Source organism: Priestia sp. 10L35 (assembly GCF_056395685.1).
Window position 1 is genome coordinate 1 of the sequence record NZ_JBFTKA010000025.1, and the last position, 15931, is coordinate 15931.

A 15931-nucleotide genomic window follows, 5' to 3' on the forward strand; every position below is an offset into this window, starting at 1 on the left:
CTTTCTTTATCAAATCATGTATAATATAATATGTCTGGTGGCGATAGCGAAGAGGTCACACCCGTTCCCATACCGAACACGGAAGTTAAGCTCTTTAGCGCCAATGGTAGTTGGGACTTTGTCCCTGTGAGAGTAGGACGTTGCCAGGCACTTGAAAAAGGACTAGCTATTTTAGCTAGTCTTTTTTTGTATGTTCATTTAAGTAACAAGAAATTAAGTAAGGAATCTTTTGAGCCGTAACTTCAAGGAACCTCAAGATAAATGGGTAATCTTTCGAAGAGTATGTATGCAATAATTCATACCACCACTCTGTTTCATAACGTGAAATCATACTTAAATTATAAAGTAATAAATAATGTGCCAACATCTCAGGGAAATATAAGCAGCTATCTTTTTCCAAAGGTGCATGCAGCGTGTTATTTTGGAAATTGTACATAAAAGGTGAACAATTATATAAACAGCTTGAAGGATCAAGAATACATACCTGATCTTCTGACAGAGACAATGATAGGCGGGAACGCTCTTTTAAAAAAGAGTAGAGCCTTTCGTGATTCATATGATAACACCGTGTGACTTGTTCAGGAATAGACAAAGAGGTAGCTGGAAGCGATCCAATAGTTGTTAAATGGGAAAATGACCTAGTACCCAAATTTAAAAATAATGTATCTAATTCCGGTACGCACGACAACAGATAATTCATTGTGTATTTACTACCTTCTAGTTGTTTCACATGAAACAATTCTTCTCCTACTTGTGAAAACAAACCGCTTTTTTGGATCTTAACTTCATCATCTAGAAAATCATAACTTTGTTTTTTTCTTTTTCGTGTTGATACTCCATGTGCTAACACCGCTGTATTTTCTGGATATACTGGGTTTTGCGTTAACAAACAGGCTTTTAACAGCTGTGACATTCCATAAAATAATAAAACTGGTTGAACTGATACAGGAGATTGTGCCGCAACTTGATAATAATTTTTACTGTGTTCCAAATAATAAATAAATGGGTAACTGTTTTTAAAGCTATGTTGCTCTGCATCGCTATAATTCAATTTTTGATAGCGCTTTTTTAAAAAGTCTTGTACAAAAGGAACGGAGAAAAATAAATTGTAGGACGTCCAAACATCATTAAATTTATGCAACTAAATCACCTTTTCTTTTTATTAGAATTATCTGATATCTAGTGAAGTTATTGACAGGTACATATCTGCTTGTTAATCTACTAATAATATTCTGTCGTTTAAAGGAGGATTCTATAATGTGGGAAAGCAAATTTTCTAAAGAAGGCTTAACATTTGATGACGTTTTACTGGTGCCAGCAAAATCTGAGGTACTGCCTAAAGACGTTGATATGAGTGTTGAACTAACAAAAACATTAAAATTAAAGGTGCCGTTCATCAGTGCAGGAATGGATACAGTTACAGAAGCTGAAATGGCTATTGCGATGGCTAGACAAGGTGGTTTAGGTATCATTCACAAAAACATGTCGATTGAACAGCAAGCAGAACAAGTTGATAAAGTAAAACGTTCTGAAAGTGGTGTTATCACGGATCCTTTCTTTTTAACTCCTGAAAACCAAGTATTTGCCGCTGAACATTTAATGGGCAAATATCGTATCTCAGGTGTGCCGATTGTCAACAACGAAGAAGAACAAAAACTAGTTGGAATCCTTACAAACCGCGACTTGCGTTTTATCCAAGATTATTCAATGCAAATTGCTGATGTAATGACAAAAGAAGAATTGGTTACTGCTCCAGTAGGAACGACTTTAGAAGAAGCAGAGAAAATTCTACAGCAATACAAAATTGAAAAGTTACCTCTTGTAGATGACAATGGCGTATTAAAAGGCCTTATCACAATTAAAGACATTGAAAAAGTAATTGAGTTTCCAAATGCAGCTAAAGATCAACAAGGTCGATTATTAGTTGGAGCAGCTGTTGGCGTAACAGCTGATTCAAACGTTCGTATCGAAAAATTAGTACAAGCTGGCGTTGATGTTATCGTTATTGATACAGCGCATGGACATTCACAAGGCGTTTTAGATACGGTAAGCAGCATTCGCGAGGCATATCCAGAGTTAAATATTATTGCTGGTAACGTAGCAACTGCTGAAGGTACAAAAGCATTAATTGAAGCAGGAGCAAACGTAGTAAAAGTAGGAATTGGACCTGGTTCAATTTGTACAACTCGTGTTGTAGCTGGTGTAGGCGTTCCACAAATTACAGCAGTATATGATTGTGCAACTGAAGCTCGTAAGCACGGTGTAGCTATTATCGCAGATGGCGGTATTAAATACTCTGGAGATATTGTAAAAGCACTTGCAGCTGGTGGACATACAGTAATGCTAGGAAGCCTTCTAGCAGGAACGACAGAAAGTCCTGGAGAAACAGAAATCTACCAAGGTAGACGCTTTAAAGTGTACCGTGGAATGGGCTCTGTAGGAGCTATGGAAAAAGGAAGTAAAGATCGATACTTCCAAGAAGATAATAAAAAATTAGTTCCAGAAGGTATCGAAGGACGTTTGCCTTACAAAGGACCTGTAGCAGATACTTTATATCAAATGATTGGCGGTTTACGCGCAGGAATGGGTTACTGTGGTTCAGCTAACTTAGAAGCGTTACGTGAACAGGCACAATTCATTCGTATGACTGGAGCAGGTTTAAGAGAAAGCCACCCACATGATGTACAAATCACAAAAGAATCTCCTAACTATTCTATGAGATAATCATGAATGTTAAAAAAACACGTTTCCCTATTAGGAAACGTGTTTTTTATGTCATGGATCATGAATGTAACAGTACTTCTTTATCTATTTTTTTAAATTTTAGTATGATAAAATTACATTTATGTGAGTTTACGTTTGGAGGGTATAGAGTGAGAAACGCAGTACAGAAACAATTAATTTGTGTCATTGCTGTTATGTTAATGGCCAGCGTATTTTTTGTCTCTACACAAGCATCAGCTGCTCCTAAAACAGATGATATTGGCGTTGAAGCAGATGCAGCGATCTTAGTAGAGGCAAGTACGGGGAAAGTATTATACGGGAAAAATACGGATGCTTTATTAGGTATTGCAAGCATGACAAAAATGATGACAGAATACCTAGTATTAGAATCCATAAAAGATAAGAAATTATCTTGGGATCAACGTGTGCCAGTTAGTAAATATGCAGCTAAAATTTCTCAAGATTATGGATTATCGAATGTACCGTTAATTGAAAACCAAAAATACACGGTGAAAGAATTATATGATGCCATGGCTATTTACTCAGCTAATGGAGCTGCAATTGCTTTAGCTGAAGCTGTCAGTGGTTCTGAAGAAAACTTTATTAAGTTAATGAACGAAACGGCAAAAAGATTAAATATGGGTGAATCAAAATTTGTCAATTCCACAGGTCTTTCTAATTCTCTGTTAAAAGGAATGTATCCAAAAGGAACGAAGGAAGAAGATGAGAACCTTCTATCGGCTCGGGCAGTTGCTACCCTTGCTTATCACTTAATTCATGATTATCCAGAATCTTTGGAAGTAGCTAAAACTCCTTCTAAGATGTTTAGACAAGGGCAACAAGGGGAAACAAAAATGAACAATTGGAACAAGATGCTCCCAGGTTTTTCAGCTGCCTACAGCGGCGTAGACGGTTTAAAAACTGGCCATACAGATTTTGCAGGTCAATGTTTCACTGGGACTGCAGAGCGTAACGGGGTAAGATACATAACAGTTGTAATGAATGCTAAGGAAAACGGCAAGTCTACGGAAGCTGCTCGTTTTTCCCAAACAAAAAAGATATTGGATTATGCTTTTAGTCATTTTCAGTTAAAAGAAGTAGTGCCTGCTAACGGCGAGATTAAAGGGCATGAAACAATTAATGTTGCTAAAGGAAAGTCAAAAGAAGCTTCCGTTTCTCCAAAGAATTCGGTAAAGATTATTACCGAAAAAGGTCAAAAAGATCATACTAAAATCAACTTTAAGTTAAACGATAAAGTTATGAACGATCAAAAAGTTGTTGCTCCTATTAAAAAAGGAGAAACAGTTGCTTATGTCAGTGCAACAAACAGCAATCTTAAAGATTTAGGCTATGTAGGAGGTCAAACTACAGATAGCATGACGCCGGTTGTGACAAACGAATCTGTTGAAAAAGCTGGATGGTTCTCTCTCGCTATCCGCAGTATTGGCAACTTCTTCAGCGATATTTGGATGAATGCTGCAAATACAGTGAATAACTGGTTTTAATGATAACTCAAGAGAAAGAAGAGATACTACAAGAGAGTATCTCTTCTTTTTATTTTTAGATTTGTTTGTATATAATCTATAAATTAGATAGGAATTTTCCGAAAAATGCGGTAAAATAGACACTAAGTTTTGAATTTTGTATATACACTAAAAATTATTGTGAAACACTTGATACAGGAGGAAGACAAACATGAATAACATTACAGGTACTGATCGTGTAAAACGAGGAATGGCGGAAATGCAAAAAGGCGGCGTTATCATGGACGTGATCAATGCAGAGCAAGCAAAAATTGCAGAAGCAGCAGGTGCTGTTGCCGTTATGGCATTAGAGCGTGTTCCAGCTGATATCCGTGCAGCAGGCGGCGTGTCTCGTATGGCAGACCCAACAATTGTTGAAGAAGTGATGAATGCTGTGTCCATTCCAGTTATGGCAAAAGCTCGTATTGGCCATATTGTTGAAGCACGCGTGCTAGAAGCGATGGGTGTAGACTACATCGATGAAAGTGAAGTGTTGACTCCAGCTGATGAGGAGTTTCATTTAAATAAAAATACATTTACGGTTCCATTTGTGTGCGGTTGCCGTGATCTTGGCGAAGCATCTCGTCGTATTGCTGAAGGAGCTGCAATGCTTCGTACAAAGGGCGAACCAGGGACAGGAAACATCGTGGAAGCAGTACGCCATATGCGTCAAGTAAACGCTCAAGTACGTAAAGTTGTGGGTATGGACGAAGATGAGTTAATGACAGAAGCTAAATTATTAGGCGCACCTTATGAGTTATTACTGCAAATTAAACGTGAAGGTCGTTTACCGGTTGTAAACTTTGCAGCAGGCGGTGTAGCAACACCAGCAGATGCAGCGTTAATGATGCAGCTTGGAGCAGACGGCGTGTTCGTTGGATCAGGAATCTTCAAATCAGACAACCCTGAAAAGTTTGCGCGAGCAATCGTGGAAGCAACAACACATTATCAAGACTATGAGCTTATTGCAAACTTATCAAAAGGGTTAGGAAGTGCAATGAAAGGGATTGAAATTTCATCATTATTACCAGAAAACCGCATGCAAGAGCGTGGATGGTAATTTAAAGGGAGTTTTGACAAAATGGTAAAAGTAGGCGTTTTAGGATTACAAGGTGCCTTTCGCGAGCATGCACAAGCATTAGAAGCAGCAGGCGCTGAAGCCATTATCATAAAAAAAGTTGAACAGCTAAACGAAATAGATGGTTTAATTCTACCGGGCGGCGAAAGCACAGCGATGCGTCGTCTGATCGACAAATATGACTTTATGGAACCTCTTCGCCAGTTTGCACAAGCAGGTAAACCGGTATTTGGTACGTGTGCCGGTTTAATTTTACTTGCAGGACAAGTCGTTGACCGTGAAGAGCCCCATTTAGGTTTTATGGATATTACGGTAGCTCGAAACTCGTTTGGGCGTCAACGGGATAGCTTTGAAGCTGCCCTAAATATTAAAGATATCGGTGAAGATTTTATAGGCGTATTTATACGTGCTCCGCATATTGTAGAAGTAGGAGAAAACGTTGAAGTCTTAGCAATGCATAACGACCGAATTGTTGCGGCAAGACAAGGTCAATTCTTGGGATGTTCGTTTCATCCAGAATTGACAGATGATGCTCGCATGGCGCAGTATTTTGTAGCAATGGTTGAAGAAGCTTCAAAAAAACCTGTATAAATGAATTGCATCTTGTAAAGACTTGTAGTACATTATGATTAATAAAAATGATATTGGTATAAAGCGTTGATAGGAAATAGTAATAAGATTTTTGATTTCAAGAGAGTCGATGGCTGGTGTGAATCGATAATCAATTCTTATGAATCCGTCCTGGAGCAAGCTGTCGAAAAAGTAGTAGGCAGTTTCGGTTCATCCGTTATCTGGTTTAAGAGGAAGGCTTATTTTAGCTTTCAATTAGGGTGGCAACGCGGGTAAACTCTCGTCCCTTTCATGGGGATGAGAGTTTTTATTTTGCCCTTTTATACTAAAGGAGGTACTAAATATGTTAGATTTAAAATTTTTACGTGCTAATTTTAATGAAGTAAAAGAAAAGCTCAAGTTTCGTGGTGAGGACTTAACGGACTTAGGTCGCTTTGAAGAGTTAGATGCAAAACGCCGTGAGCTAATTGCTCAAACAGAAGAGTTAAAAAGCAAGCGAAATGAAGTATCACAGCAAATTGCACAATTGAAGCGTGAAAAACAAGATGCTGATCATTTAATCGTTGAAATGCGTGAAGTAGGAGACCGCGTAAAGCAATTGGATGAAGAGCTTCGCAGCGTTGAAGAAGAATTAGAACTATTGCTGCTTTCAATTCCTAACGTTCCACATGAAAGTACGCCTGTAGGTGAAACTGAAGATGATAACGTAGAAGTTCGCAAATGGGGAGAAATTAAACAATTTGATTTTGAACCAAAACCGCATTGGGATTTAGGAACAGATTTAAATATTTTAGATTTTGAAAGAGCTTCGAAAGTAACAGGAAGCCGCTTTGTATTTTATAAAGGGTTAGGTGCAAGATTAGAACGCGCTCTTATTAACTTTATGATGGATTTACATATGGATGAACATGGTTATGAAGAAATCCTTCCTCCATATATGGTGAATCGCACAAGCATGACAGGAACAGGGCAGCTTCCTAAATTTGAAGAAGATGCATTCAAGATTAAAGAAGAAGATTATTTCTTAATTCCTACAGCTGAAGTACCAGTTACAAATTTACATCGTGATGAAATTTTAAGCGGAGATCAGCTTCCAATTGCTTATACAGCGTATAGTGCTTGCTTCCGCTCAGAAGCAGGCTCTGCAGGAAGAGATACACGTGGTCTTATTCGTCAGCATCAGTTTAATAAAGTAGAACTCGTTCGCTTTGTTAAGCCAGAAGATTCTTATGATGAATTAGAAAAATTAACGGGCCATGCTGAAAAGGTTCTTCAACTATTAGGTTTACCTTACCGAGTTCTAAGCATGTGTACAGCTGACTTAGGTTTCACAGCAGCCAAAAAGTATGATATTGAAGTTTGGATTCCAAGTTATGAAACGTATCGTGAAATTTCTTCTTGTTCAAACTTTGAAAGCTTCCAAGCTCGCCGTGCTAATATTCGCTTCCGCCGTGATACAAAAGCAAAACCAGAACATGTTCATACACTAAACGGTTCTGGCTTAGCAATTGGTCGTACGGTAGCTGCAATTTTAGAAAACTACCAGCAGGAAGATGGATCAATTCAAATTCCAGAAGTGCTGCGTCCATATATGGGAAATAAAGAATTTATCTCTAAATAAAAGTAGAAGGTGTTCATTAAGAATTAATTCTTAATGAACATCTTTTTTAAAAACATCAATAAAAGAGTTGACTTTATTATTTGTATATGATAAATTAATACTTGTCGATACGGAGGAATACCCAAGTCCGGCTGAAGGGATCGGTCTTGAAAACCGACAGGGGTGTTAAAGCCCGCGGGGGTTCGAATCCCTCTTCCTCCGCCATATTTGACTTATAATGCAATTAACATAGCGCGATAAATTGGAGATTGGAAAACCGTTACTTATAAGTAACGGTTTTTTATTTGTTAAAAATGCCGCTTTATTTATTAAAGCGGCATTTTTTTATAGATGACGACGTTTTAGCTTTTCATTATGTTGTAAAAAGCGAGCCACTTTTTCAACAATTGATTCAATTGAATCAGGATCCTTGATAAGGTCGTATTCTCTAATATCTAAACGAAGAATAGGGCAAGCCGTAAAGTTATTAATCCAGTCTTCGTATCGGGCGTGCATCTCTTTCCAATAATCAAGAGGCGTTTGCTGTTCCATTGGTCGCCCTCTTTCTTGAATGCGATCTACAATATCTTCGAAGCTGCCTTCCAAATAAATGAGCAGATCCGGATGAGGAAAATATGGAGTCATAACCATCGCATCGAACAAGCTTGTATATGTTTCATAGTCTACTTTAGACATCGTTCCTTTTTCAAAATGCATCTTAGCAAAGATACCGGTATCTTCGTAAATGGATCTGTCTTGGATGAAGCCGCCGCCATACTCGAAAATTTTCTTTTGTTCTTTAAAGCGTTCTGCTAGAAAATATACCTGTAGGTGGAAGCTCCAACGTTCAAAATCTCCATAAAATTTGTCCAGGTAAGGGTTGGAATCTACTTTTTCAAACGATGTGCGAAATTGGAGAGCATCAGCCAATGATTGAGTCATTGTAGATTTCCCAACTCCAACTGTACCCGCTATCGTCAACACAGCATCATTAGGAATGTTGTATTTCGATCGTAAGTTTACCATTACATACTCCTTTTTAACATACTCTCTTGAACCTCTGATAGGATTCTATTTAAGTGTTGTTTATTTTGTACAAAATCTATTTCATCACCGTCATAACGTAAAATGGTTACATCAGGGTTATTTTGTTCAAACGCCGTCATAGCTTTTTCATAATCATCACTTAGCCTCGCAAGGTAGTGAGGATCGATGTTTCGTTCAATTTCTCTTCCGCGCATTTTAATACGCTTTAACAAGGTATCTAAGCTGGCATTTAAATAAATAATAATGTTCGGAGCTGGCATATCAGCCGTTAAGATGTGGAAGATTTGTACATATTTTTTATACTGTTCATCTTTTAACGTTTGCTCAGCAAAAATCATGTTTTTCATAATATGATAATCTGCTACAACAGGTTTTTTATAAGATAAGAACCCTTTTTGAATATCCTCCAACTGCTTATATCGATTACATAGAAAAAACATTTCGGTTTGAAAACTCCACTCGTTGATATTTTCATAAAATTTCCCGAGAAATGGATTTTCATCTACGATTTCTTTTAAAATTTCGAATTGAAATGCTTGTGCAATCTCTTTAGCTAGAGAGGTTTTTCCGACACCGATGGGTCCTTCTACTGAAATAAAAGGTGTGCCTTGCATTCATTTGCCTCCTTCATGACCACTCGTTCAAAAAAAACAGACAAAAAATATTTTAACATAGAGAAGGAGAATAAGGGGAAAAGAAATTTCTTTCAGTAAGAAGAATAACAAAAAGCCTACTGTTAACAGTAAGCTTTCCCTATTTATGGCTGTGTCACTCTTTTTGTAATCTTGAAGTTGTCTTCAATCAAGAGCCAGTTTTGCGGGAAATCTAAGCCTAGTTTCCAGTAGGCCATTCCTCTAAGTTTTAATTCTTTGATTAAATCAAACTTGGCCTGAATAGACCTAGCGTCTTCAAACCATACTTCGTGGGTGCGCTGCTGCTCATCTTTATACCGGAAGAAAGGAGCTTGTGCTTTATTGTCGTATTGAATAGCTACTTTATAGCGAGCTGCCAACTCAATAGCTCGTTGAGGACTAATGGCTTTGGCATATTCTCCTCCTGGTTTGTAAGGAAGTGTCCAATCGTAACCGTATAGGTTTTGGCCCATGATAATTTTTGAACTAGGTATTTCAGATATTGCATATTCTAAAACATCACGTACGGGACCAATAGGAGAGACGGCCATAGGAGGCCCACCGCTATATCCCCATTCGTATGTCATCGGAACAACGAAGTTAGCAATCTCTCCAATGGCTTTATAATCATGTGCTTCATACCATTTGCCTTTTTGATCTCGACTTGTCTTCGGAGCTAAAGCGACAGACATAAGAAGTTGCTCATCTTGAAGACGCTTTTTTGCTTTCTGTAAAAATGCAATATAGGCTTCTTTATCTGCTGGACGCAAAAATTCGAAGTCAAAGTGAATGTCTCTGAAATTTTGTTCTTTCGCTGTTTTTACAATATTATTTAAAAGCGTATCTTGAACGTCTTTATTATTTAAAATTGCTCGGCCGACTTCGTCACTGAATGCGCCGTTTTCAATATTAGCCAATACCATTAAGAAAATGACGTCATTTTCTTTAGCAATAGAACCTAAATTGTTAAGTGGAGGTGCCTTTAGAGAACCGTCTTTTTGCACTTCGAAGTTCGCTGGCCCGAGATAAGTAAGGTATTTTGCATTTTGATTAATCATTTTCTCTGTTTGAGGAGTGATTTTTCGATTGCTTGTTTCAACATACCCTAAAAACTCACCGTTTCTTTTGTTGGGGGAAGGGGGAATTAAGATGCGGCGGCCAGGGGTTAAGGGTGCTGTAACTGAAACATTGTTCGCATTTGCAATAGCCTGATAGCTAACGCCTAATTTTCTTCCTACCTTCCATATAGTGTCCCCAGCTTTTACTGTGTAGTAAGTACCATTGATTGGAATAACCATAGATTGCCCGATGACGAGTTGATTTGGATTAGGTAATTCATTTGCTCTTATAATTTTCCCTGCGTCAATGCGGAACTGTTTTGCAATACTATATATACTGTCACCTGCTTTAACAGTGTAAATTTGCATAATAAAAAGCCTCCATTTCATATGACTTACTTCCATCATATGAGAAGGCTTTTTACTTAATTCATCAACTCGGTATGTTTGCAAATACGAGCATTTAATACGTTATGCATCATCCTCAAAGCAAAGGTATTGTCTTCATCTGCGTTTGAAGCAATACAATCTTCAGGCACAATTAAGTTATACTCACGCATATAAGCATCGTTGGCTGAAAAAAGCACGCATATATTTCCCGCAATTCCTGTTAAAATAAGTGTATGCACATCGAGCTGTGATAGCAAAATATTCAAAGCTGTCCCATAGAAGATAGAATGCTTTGGTTTAATTAAAAAGTAATCAGCGTTTTGTGGTGAAATGTGATGTAGAATGGGTGAGCTTATCTCATTTGTGCAGTGTGTTAAAATGGTTTCTAAGTTTGCTTGCCATAGCTTATAGTGGTCATTTACATAGATAATAGGGATATGTTGAGACGATGCGTACTGTTTTAACTGGGCAATGTTTTGAGCAATGGTTAAAGATTTTTCAGCAAGTATTTTGCCGTTTTTAAATTGAAAATCGTTTAGCATATCAATAATAATTAAAGCAGTTTTAGCGTTCTTCACACAAGGTCTCTCCTTTTCCTGATGTACGTAGTAAATAGTTTGACTCAGAAAAAATATAATATGTAAGGTTGGATAAAAAGTGTTAAATGATGAAAAGTATATGAGGTTGGCAATTGATGAAGCATTAAAAGCCAAAGATAAATTAGAGGTTCCCATTGGAGCAGTTATTGTTCAAAATGATGAGGTGGTTGCTTCAGCTTATAACTTACGAGAAACAGAACAGCGATCAGTTGCCCACGCAGAACTTTTAGCGATTGATGAAGCGTGTAAGAAACTAGGAACATGGAGATTGGAAGACGCTACGTTATATGTCACCTTAGAGCCATGTCCGATGTGTGCAGGTGCTATTGTATTATCAAGAGTGAAAAGAGTTGTGTTTGGCGCTTATGATCCTAAAGGTGGCTGTGCGGGAACATTGTTAAACTTATTAGAGTTTGAAAAGTTTAATCATCAAGCAGAAGTAGTAGGAGGTGTGCTAGAAGAAGAATGCGGGAGCCTCTTAACGACCTTTTTTCGTGAGTTGCGTCAACGAAAAAAGGCTGGAAAATAGCGCTAAAAAAGTAAGTTTTCTATAGCGGTTGCATTTTTGAATGAAAAGACGTATACTTGTAAATGCATCAACTTGATGCCCAAACTATTGGTTTCAACTTTGCCGTGCTAAGCGGGGAGGTAGCGGTGCCCTGTACTCGCAATCCGCTCTAGCGAGGCCGAATTCCTTCTTGAGGTTAGCTCATCTTAGGGCCTGCCTTAAGTAAGTGGTGTTGACGTTTGGGTCCTATGCAATGGGAATCTGTGAACCCTGTCAGGTCCGGAAGGAAGCAGCAGTAAGCAGAACCTCTCATGTGCCATGGGGTCGCCTGAACCGAGCTAACTGCTTAAGTAACGCCTGGGGTGGCTAATCGACGGAAGGTGCACGGCAGTTATATACATAAGTTTAGTCTACTCTGTTGGAGTAGGCTTTTTATTTTATCTCTCACTATTTTGAAAAAAAACCTCATAATACGCTATAATGATAACTAATGAATTATATTAAAAGGAGAGGATGTAGTGGCATATCAGGCTCTGTACCGTGTATACCGTCCTCAAAGCTTTAACGACGTAGTCGGTCAACAACATATTATCAAAACACTTCAAAATGCCCTTGTCCAAGAGAAATTTTCGCATGCGTATTTATTTTCTGGGCCTCGGGGGACAGGAAAGACAACAGCTGCTAAAATTTTAGCGAAAGCCGTTAACTGTGAAAAAGCACCCATTGCTGAACCCTGTAATGAATGTGCAACTTGTCGGGGAATTACTGATGGTTCCATTTCTGATGTAATTGAAATTGATGCAGCTTCTAATAATGGAGTCGATGAAATTCGAGATATCCGTGATAAAGTAAAATATGCACCTAGTGCTGTTCGATACAAAGTGTACATTATTGATGAAGTTCATATGCTTTCAATTGGAGCTTTTAACGCTTTGTTAAAAACGTTAGAAGAACCTCCTGCACATGTTATCTTTATTTTAGCTACAACAGAACCGCATAAAATTCCATTAACGATTATCTCTAGATGTCAGCGCTTTGATTTCAAACGCATTTCGCCAGAAGATATCGTATATCGAATGAAGGAAGTATTAGGTTCTGAAGAGCTAGAAGTAAGCGAGGATGCTCTTTACGAAATTGCGAAAGCTTCAGAAGGCGGCATGCGTGATGCACTTAGTCTTTTAGACCAAGCTATCTCGTATAGTACGGAGAAGGTGAGCTTAGAGGATGTTCTATCCATAACAGGAGCAGTATCACAGTCTTTTATTGTGAAGATCGTCCAAGCTATCTTTAACGAAAACATCGTAGAAGCGCTAGACTCTGTTGAAAGTTTGATTAAAAACGGAAAAGACCCAGCGAGGTTTGTAGAGGACCTCATCTTTTATTATCGTGATGTTCTGCTTTATCAAGCTTCTGAAGAAAATGCATATTTACTTGAAAAAGCAGCGGTTAACGAAGAGTTTAAAGAACTCAGTTCAAAAATGGATAGTGCTTTTATTTATAAAGTCATTGCTGAATTGAACCAAACTCAGCAAGAGATGAAATGGAGCAATCATCCTCGAGTGCTACTTGAAGTAGCTTTAGTAAAATTAGCTCAAAGTTCTACAAGTCAAGAGAGTGCTCTTCCATATCAAGACATTTTGCAAAAAATGAATCAAATGGAAGCAGAACTGCAGCAGTTAAAAGAAAAAGGCATTCAAGTTGATCATACAGCTCAGGCAGTGCAAACAGAGAAAAAACAGACAAGACAGTCCAGAAGTCAGTACAAAACGCCTGTTGGGAAGGTAAATGAAGTTTTAAAAAATGCCACTCGGCAGAATTTAGAAACGATTAAGCGATCTTGGGCGCAGGTGTTGGACACATTGAAACAACAAAATAAAGCTTCACATGCAGCGTTGTTATCTAACAGTGAACCGGTTGCGTCTTCAGATCAATCATTTATACTTAAATTCAAATATGAAATTCATTGCAAAATGGCTTCTGAAAATAACAACAATGTACGTGATAATTTAGAGAATATCTTATATACTTTAATTGGCAGCAAGCGTGAAATGGTTGCAATTCCAGAAAGCGAATGGGATAAAGTAAGAGAAGAGTTTCTTCAAGGACAGCAAAGTGATGGGTCATCAGGTCAACCACAGGAGGAAGACCCTGTGGTTGCAGAAGCGAAAAAGCTATTTGGAGAAGACTTAATCGAAATTCAAGAGTAAATTTAGGAGGAATGTTCATATGATGAAAGGCATGGGCAATATGCAAAAAATGATGAAACAAATGCAAAAAATGCAAAAAGATATGCAAAAAGCGCAGGAAGAGTTAGCTGAAAAAACTGTTGAAGGTACAGCTGGCGGCGGAATGGTAACAGTTGTAGTTAACGGTCAGAAACAAGTAATTGATGTAAATATTAAAGAGGATGTAGTAGATCCTGAAGATATTGAAATGCTACAAGATTTAGTACTAGCAGCAACAAATGACGCATTAAAACAAATGGACGATTTAACAAATAACACAATGGGTCAATTTACAAAAGGTTTAAATATTCCAGGACTTTAATAAGGTGGTTGCCACGTGCATTATCCAGAACCAATATCAAAGCTTATAGATAGTTTTATGAAGTTACCCGGCATTGGTCCAAAAACAGCTGTTCGCTTAGCGTTCTTTGTTTTATCTATGAAAGAAGATACAGTATTAGATTTTGCAAAAGCATTAGTCAATGCGAAGCGAAATTTAACCTATTGTTCAGTTTGCGGACATATCACAGATCAAGATCCTTGTTACATTTGTCAAGATCAGCGCAGAGAGCGAAATGTGGTATGCGTCGTGCAAGACCCTAAGGATGTCATTGCAATGGAGAAAATGAAAGAATATAACGGCTTGTATCATGTCCTGCATGGCGCAATTTCACCTATGGAAGGAATAGGGCCTGAAGATATCAAAGTACCAGAGTTATTAAAAAGACTTCAAGATGATGAGATTCAAGAAGTGATTTTAGCCACTAACCCGAATATAGAGGGCGAAGCTACGGCTATGTATATCTCTAGGCTCTTAAAGCCGACAGGAATTAAAATTACTAGAATTGCTCATGGGTTACCCGTTGGAGGAGATCTTGAGTACGCAGATGAAGTAACATTATCTAAAGCCCTAGAAGGTAGAAGAGAAGTATAACGAGGTACTTGCATATGTTTTTTAAAAGAAAAGGTTGGTTACGCAAAGAGTACGATGATGAATTTGTGAAGACTTTTATGCAAGTAAAGCAGGAATGGAGTCACAAAACTTCAATGGTAGAAAGAAGTGTAGATCCTTCAGAAGAGGTAATGGTAGATATTCGATTAGCCAAAATGAAGTATCTTTTTCTATTAAAAGAAGCCAAGCATCGAAATATTTCAATTAACAGGATGTCATAGAGGCATCCTGTTTTGTTGTCTTTATAAAATAAGGATTTCCCTCCGTGAAGTAGTGCTTTTTTTGAATGCTTGGACATACATATAAGATAACTTATCTGCTTTAAGAAGGAGGCAACATGCTAAATCATCCCATTGTAGTTGTGTCTTTTTTAATAGGGCTAATCATTCTACTCTTAGTAACAGGTGGTGTTGAAAAAATGCTTCGAGTCATTGGAAATTTATCGATCAAGCTTATTATTGGCGTTCTGCTGCTTTTCTTTATTAACATCTTTGGCGTACAGTTTGGTATTCATATCCCTATTAATTTCCCCACAGCCATTGTTTCAGCTATTTTAGGTATTCCAGGCATAGCTGCCTTACTTGTTATTAATAATTTCATATTATAATTTGGAGGAATATCCAAAATAAAAGTTTTCTGGAATCTTTTTGAGAAAACTTTTATTTTTTTTGAAAAAGTTATTGACCAACAAGTTAACAGATGTTATATTTATATACGTCGCTAAGACAACAACAAAAAATAACTCGAAAATAACTTAATGAAAAAAGTTGTTGACAAGTTATTCTTGAGGTGGTAAGATAAGAAAGTCGCCTTGAGACAAGAGTTCTTTGAAAACTGAACGAAATAGTAAACGTCAACGTTAATTTTTATTTTTTTATTGAGCAAGTCAAACATTTCTTCGGAGAGTTTGATCCTGGCTCAGGATGAACGCTGGCGGCGTGCCTAATACATGCAAGTCGAGCGAACTGATTAGAAGCTTGCTTCTATGACGTTAGCGGCGGACGGGTGAGTAACACGTGGGCAAC

The 15931-nt window shown here is 37.8% G+C and carries 16 protein-coding genes, 1 tRNA gene, 2 rRNA genes, 1 other RNA gene and 1 other annotated feature; of the genes, 15 read left to right on the top strand and 5 right to left on the bottom strand.

The window, feature by feature from the left end; genetic code table 11:
* The first annotated feature begins 33 nt into the window (after positions 1-33).
* Positions 34-149, top strand: a 5S ribosomal RNA gene (gene rrf, locus AC1DEF_RS28385).
* 26 nt (positions 150-175) lie between these two features.
* Here rrf and AC1DEF_RS28390 read toward each other — a convergent pair.
* Positions 176-1141 (bottom strand): YaaC family protein, encoded by a 966-nt coding sequence (locus AC1DEF_RS28390; protein WP_097825358.1) that lies wholly within the window; start codon positions 1139-1141, stop codon positions 176-178.
* A gap of 116 nt (positions 1142-1257) precedes the next feature.
* Between AC1DEF_RS28390 and guaB the strand changes: the two genes are divergently transcribed.
* From guaB to AC1DEF_RS28420, 6 genes are all read left to right on the top strand, one after another.
* Entirely contained in the window at positions 1258-2724 is a 1467-nt protein-coding gene (gene guaB, locus AC1DEF_RS28395) for an IMP dehydrogenase (protein WP_013081319.1), read from the top strand.
* A 149-nt stretch (positions 2725-2873) separates the two neighbouring features.
* Entirely contained in the window at positions 2874-4229 is a 1356-nt protein-coding gene (locus AC1DEF_RS28400) for a serine hydrolase (RefSeq protein ID WP_028410382.1), read from the top strand.
* A gap of 190 nt (positions 4230-4419) precedes the next feature.
* Positions 4420-5307 (top strand): pyridoxal 5'-phosphate synthase lyase subunit PdxS, encoded by an 888-nt coding sequence (pdxS, locus tag AC1DEF_RS28405; RefSeq protein WP_013054829.1) that lies wholly within the window; start codon positions 4420-4422, stop codon positions 5305-5307.
* A gap of 21 nt (positions 5308-5328) precedes the next feature.
* Positions 5329-5916, top strand: coding sequence for a pyridoxal 5'-phosphate synthase glutaminase subunit PdxT (gene pdxT / locus AC1DEF_RS28410; RefSeq protein ID WP_097825359.1), 588 nt, complete (start codon positions 5329-5331; stop codon positions 5914-5916).
* Between the two features lie 57 nt (positions 5917-5973).
* Positions 5974-6186 (top strand) — a binding site (T-box leader).
* A gap of 52 nt (positions 6187-6238) precedes the next feature.
* Complete coding sequence (gene serS / locus AC1DEF_RS28415) at positions 6239-7516, top strand: serine--tRNA ligase (RefSeq protein ID WP_013054831.1); 1278 nt, start codon at positions 6239-6241, stop codon at positions 7514-7516.
* A gap of 111 nt (positions 7517-7627) precedes the next feature.
* A tRNA-Ser gene (locus AC1DEF_RS28420) sits at positions 7628-7720 on the top strand.
* Between the two features lie 120 nt (positions 7721-7840).
* On the opposite strand, the gene AC1DEF_RS28425 is transcribed toward AC1DEF_RS28420, so the two are convergent.
* From AC1DEF_RS28425 to AC1DEF_RS28440, 4 genes are all read right to left on the bottom strand, one after another.
* The gene (locus tag AC1DEF_RS28425) at positions 7841-8521 is read right to left on the bottom strand and encodes a deoxynucleoside kinase (protein ID WP_013054832.1); all 681 of its coding nucleotides are present in this window, start codon (positions 8519-8521) and stop codon (positions 7841-7843) included.
* Positions 8521-9156 carry a deoxynucleoside kinase gene (locus AC1DEF_RS28430; protein ID WP_028410386.1) on the bottom strand — a complete coding sequence of 212 codons (636 nt, stop codon included), beginning with the start codon at positions 9154-9156 and terminating at the stop codon, positions 8521-8523. Before AC1DEF_RS28430 ends, AC1DEF_RS28425 begins: the two co-directional genes overlap by 1 nt.
* 143 nt (positions 9157-9299) lie before the next feature.
* Positions 9300-10601 carry a glycoside hydrolase family 18 protein gene (locus AC1DEF_RS28435; protein ID WP_097825360.1) on the bottom strand — a complete coding sequence of 434 codons (1302 nt, stop codon included), beginning with the start codon at positions 10599-10601 and terminating at the stop codon, positions 9300-9302.
* A gap of 56 nt (positions 10602-10657) precedes the next feature.
* Positions 10658-11200: a cysteine hydrolase family protein gene (locus tag AC1DEF_RS28440; protein WP_043977087.1), complete on the bottom strand. Its 543-nt coding sequence runs from the start codon at positions 11198-11200 to the stop codon at positions 10658-10660.
* Positions 11201-11279: 79 nt separating this feature from the next.
* Here AC1DEF_RS28440 and tadA point away from each other — a divergent pair, with 79 nt between their 5' ends.
* The 8 genes from tadA to AC1DEF_RS28480 all read left to right on the top strand — a co-directional run.
* Positions 11280-11750 carry a tRNA adenosine(34) deaminase TadA gene (gene tadA, locus AC1DEF_RS28445; protein WP_141425896.1) on the top strand — a complete coding sequence of 157 codons (471 nt, stop codon included), beginning with the start codon at positions 11280-11282 and terminating at the stop codon, positions 11748-11750.
* A gap of 102 nt (positions 11751-11852) precedes the next feature.
* Positions 11853-12117: signal recognition particle sRNA large type (gene ffs / locus AC1DEF_RS28450), an RNA gene on the top strand.
* Positions 12118-12247: 130 nt separating this feature from the next.
* A complete protein-coding gene (dnaX, locus tag AC1DEF_RS28455) occupies positions 12248-13936 on the top strand; it encodes a DNA polymerase III subunit gamma/tau (RefSeq protein WP_097825361.1) in 1689 nt (562 codons plus the stop codon).
* A gap of 19 nt (positions 13937-13955) precedes the next feature.
* The gene (locus AC1DEF_RS28460; protein WP_013081327.1) at positions 13956-14276 is read left to right on the top strand and encodes a YbaB/EbfC family nucleoid-associated protein; all 321 of its coding nucleotides are present in this window, start codon (positions 13956-13958) and stop codon (positions 14274-14276) included.
* Positions 14277-14291: 15 nt separating this feature from the next.
* Complete coding sequence (gene recR / locus AC1DEF_RS28465) at positions 14292-14888, top strand: recombination mediator RecR (protein ID WP_013054839.1); 597 nt, start codon at positions 14292-14294, stop codon at positions 14886-14888.
* A gap of 14 nt (positions 14889-14902) precedes the next feature.
* Positions 14903-15127 (top strand): YaaL family protein, encoded by a 225-nt coding sequence (locus AC1DEF_RS28470; protein WP_013054840.1) that lies wholly within the window; start codon positions 14903-14905, stop codon positions 15125-15127.
* 116 nt (positions 15128-15243) lie between these two features.
* Entirely contained in the window at positions 15244-15513 is a 270-nt protein-coding gene (locus tag AC1DEF_RS28475) for a pro-sigmaK processing inhibitor BofA family protein (protein ID WP_013081328.1), read from the top strand.
* 288 nt (positions 15514-15801) lie between these two features.
* A 16S ribosomal RNA gene (locus tag AC1DEF_RS28480) occupies positions 15802-15931 on the top strand; the annotation flags it as partial.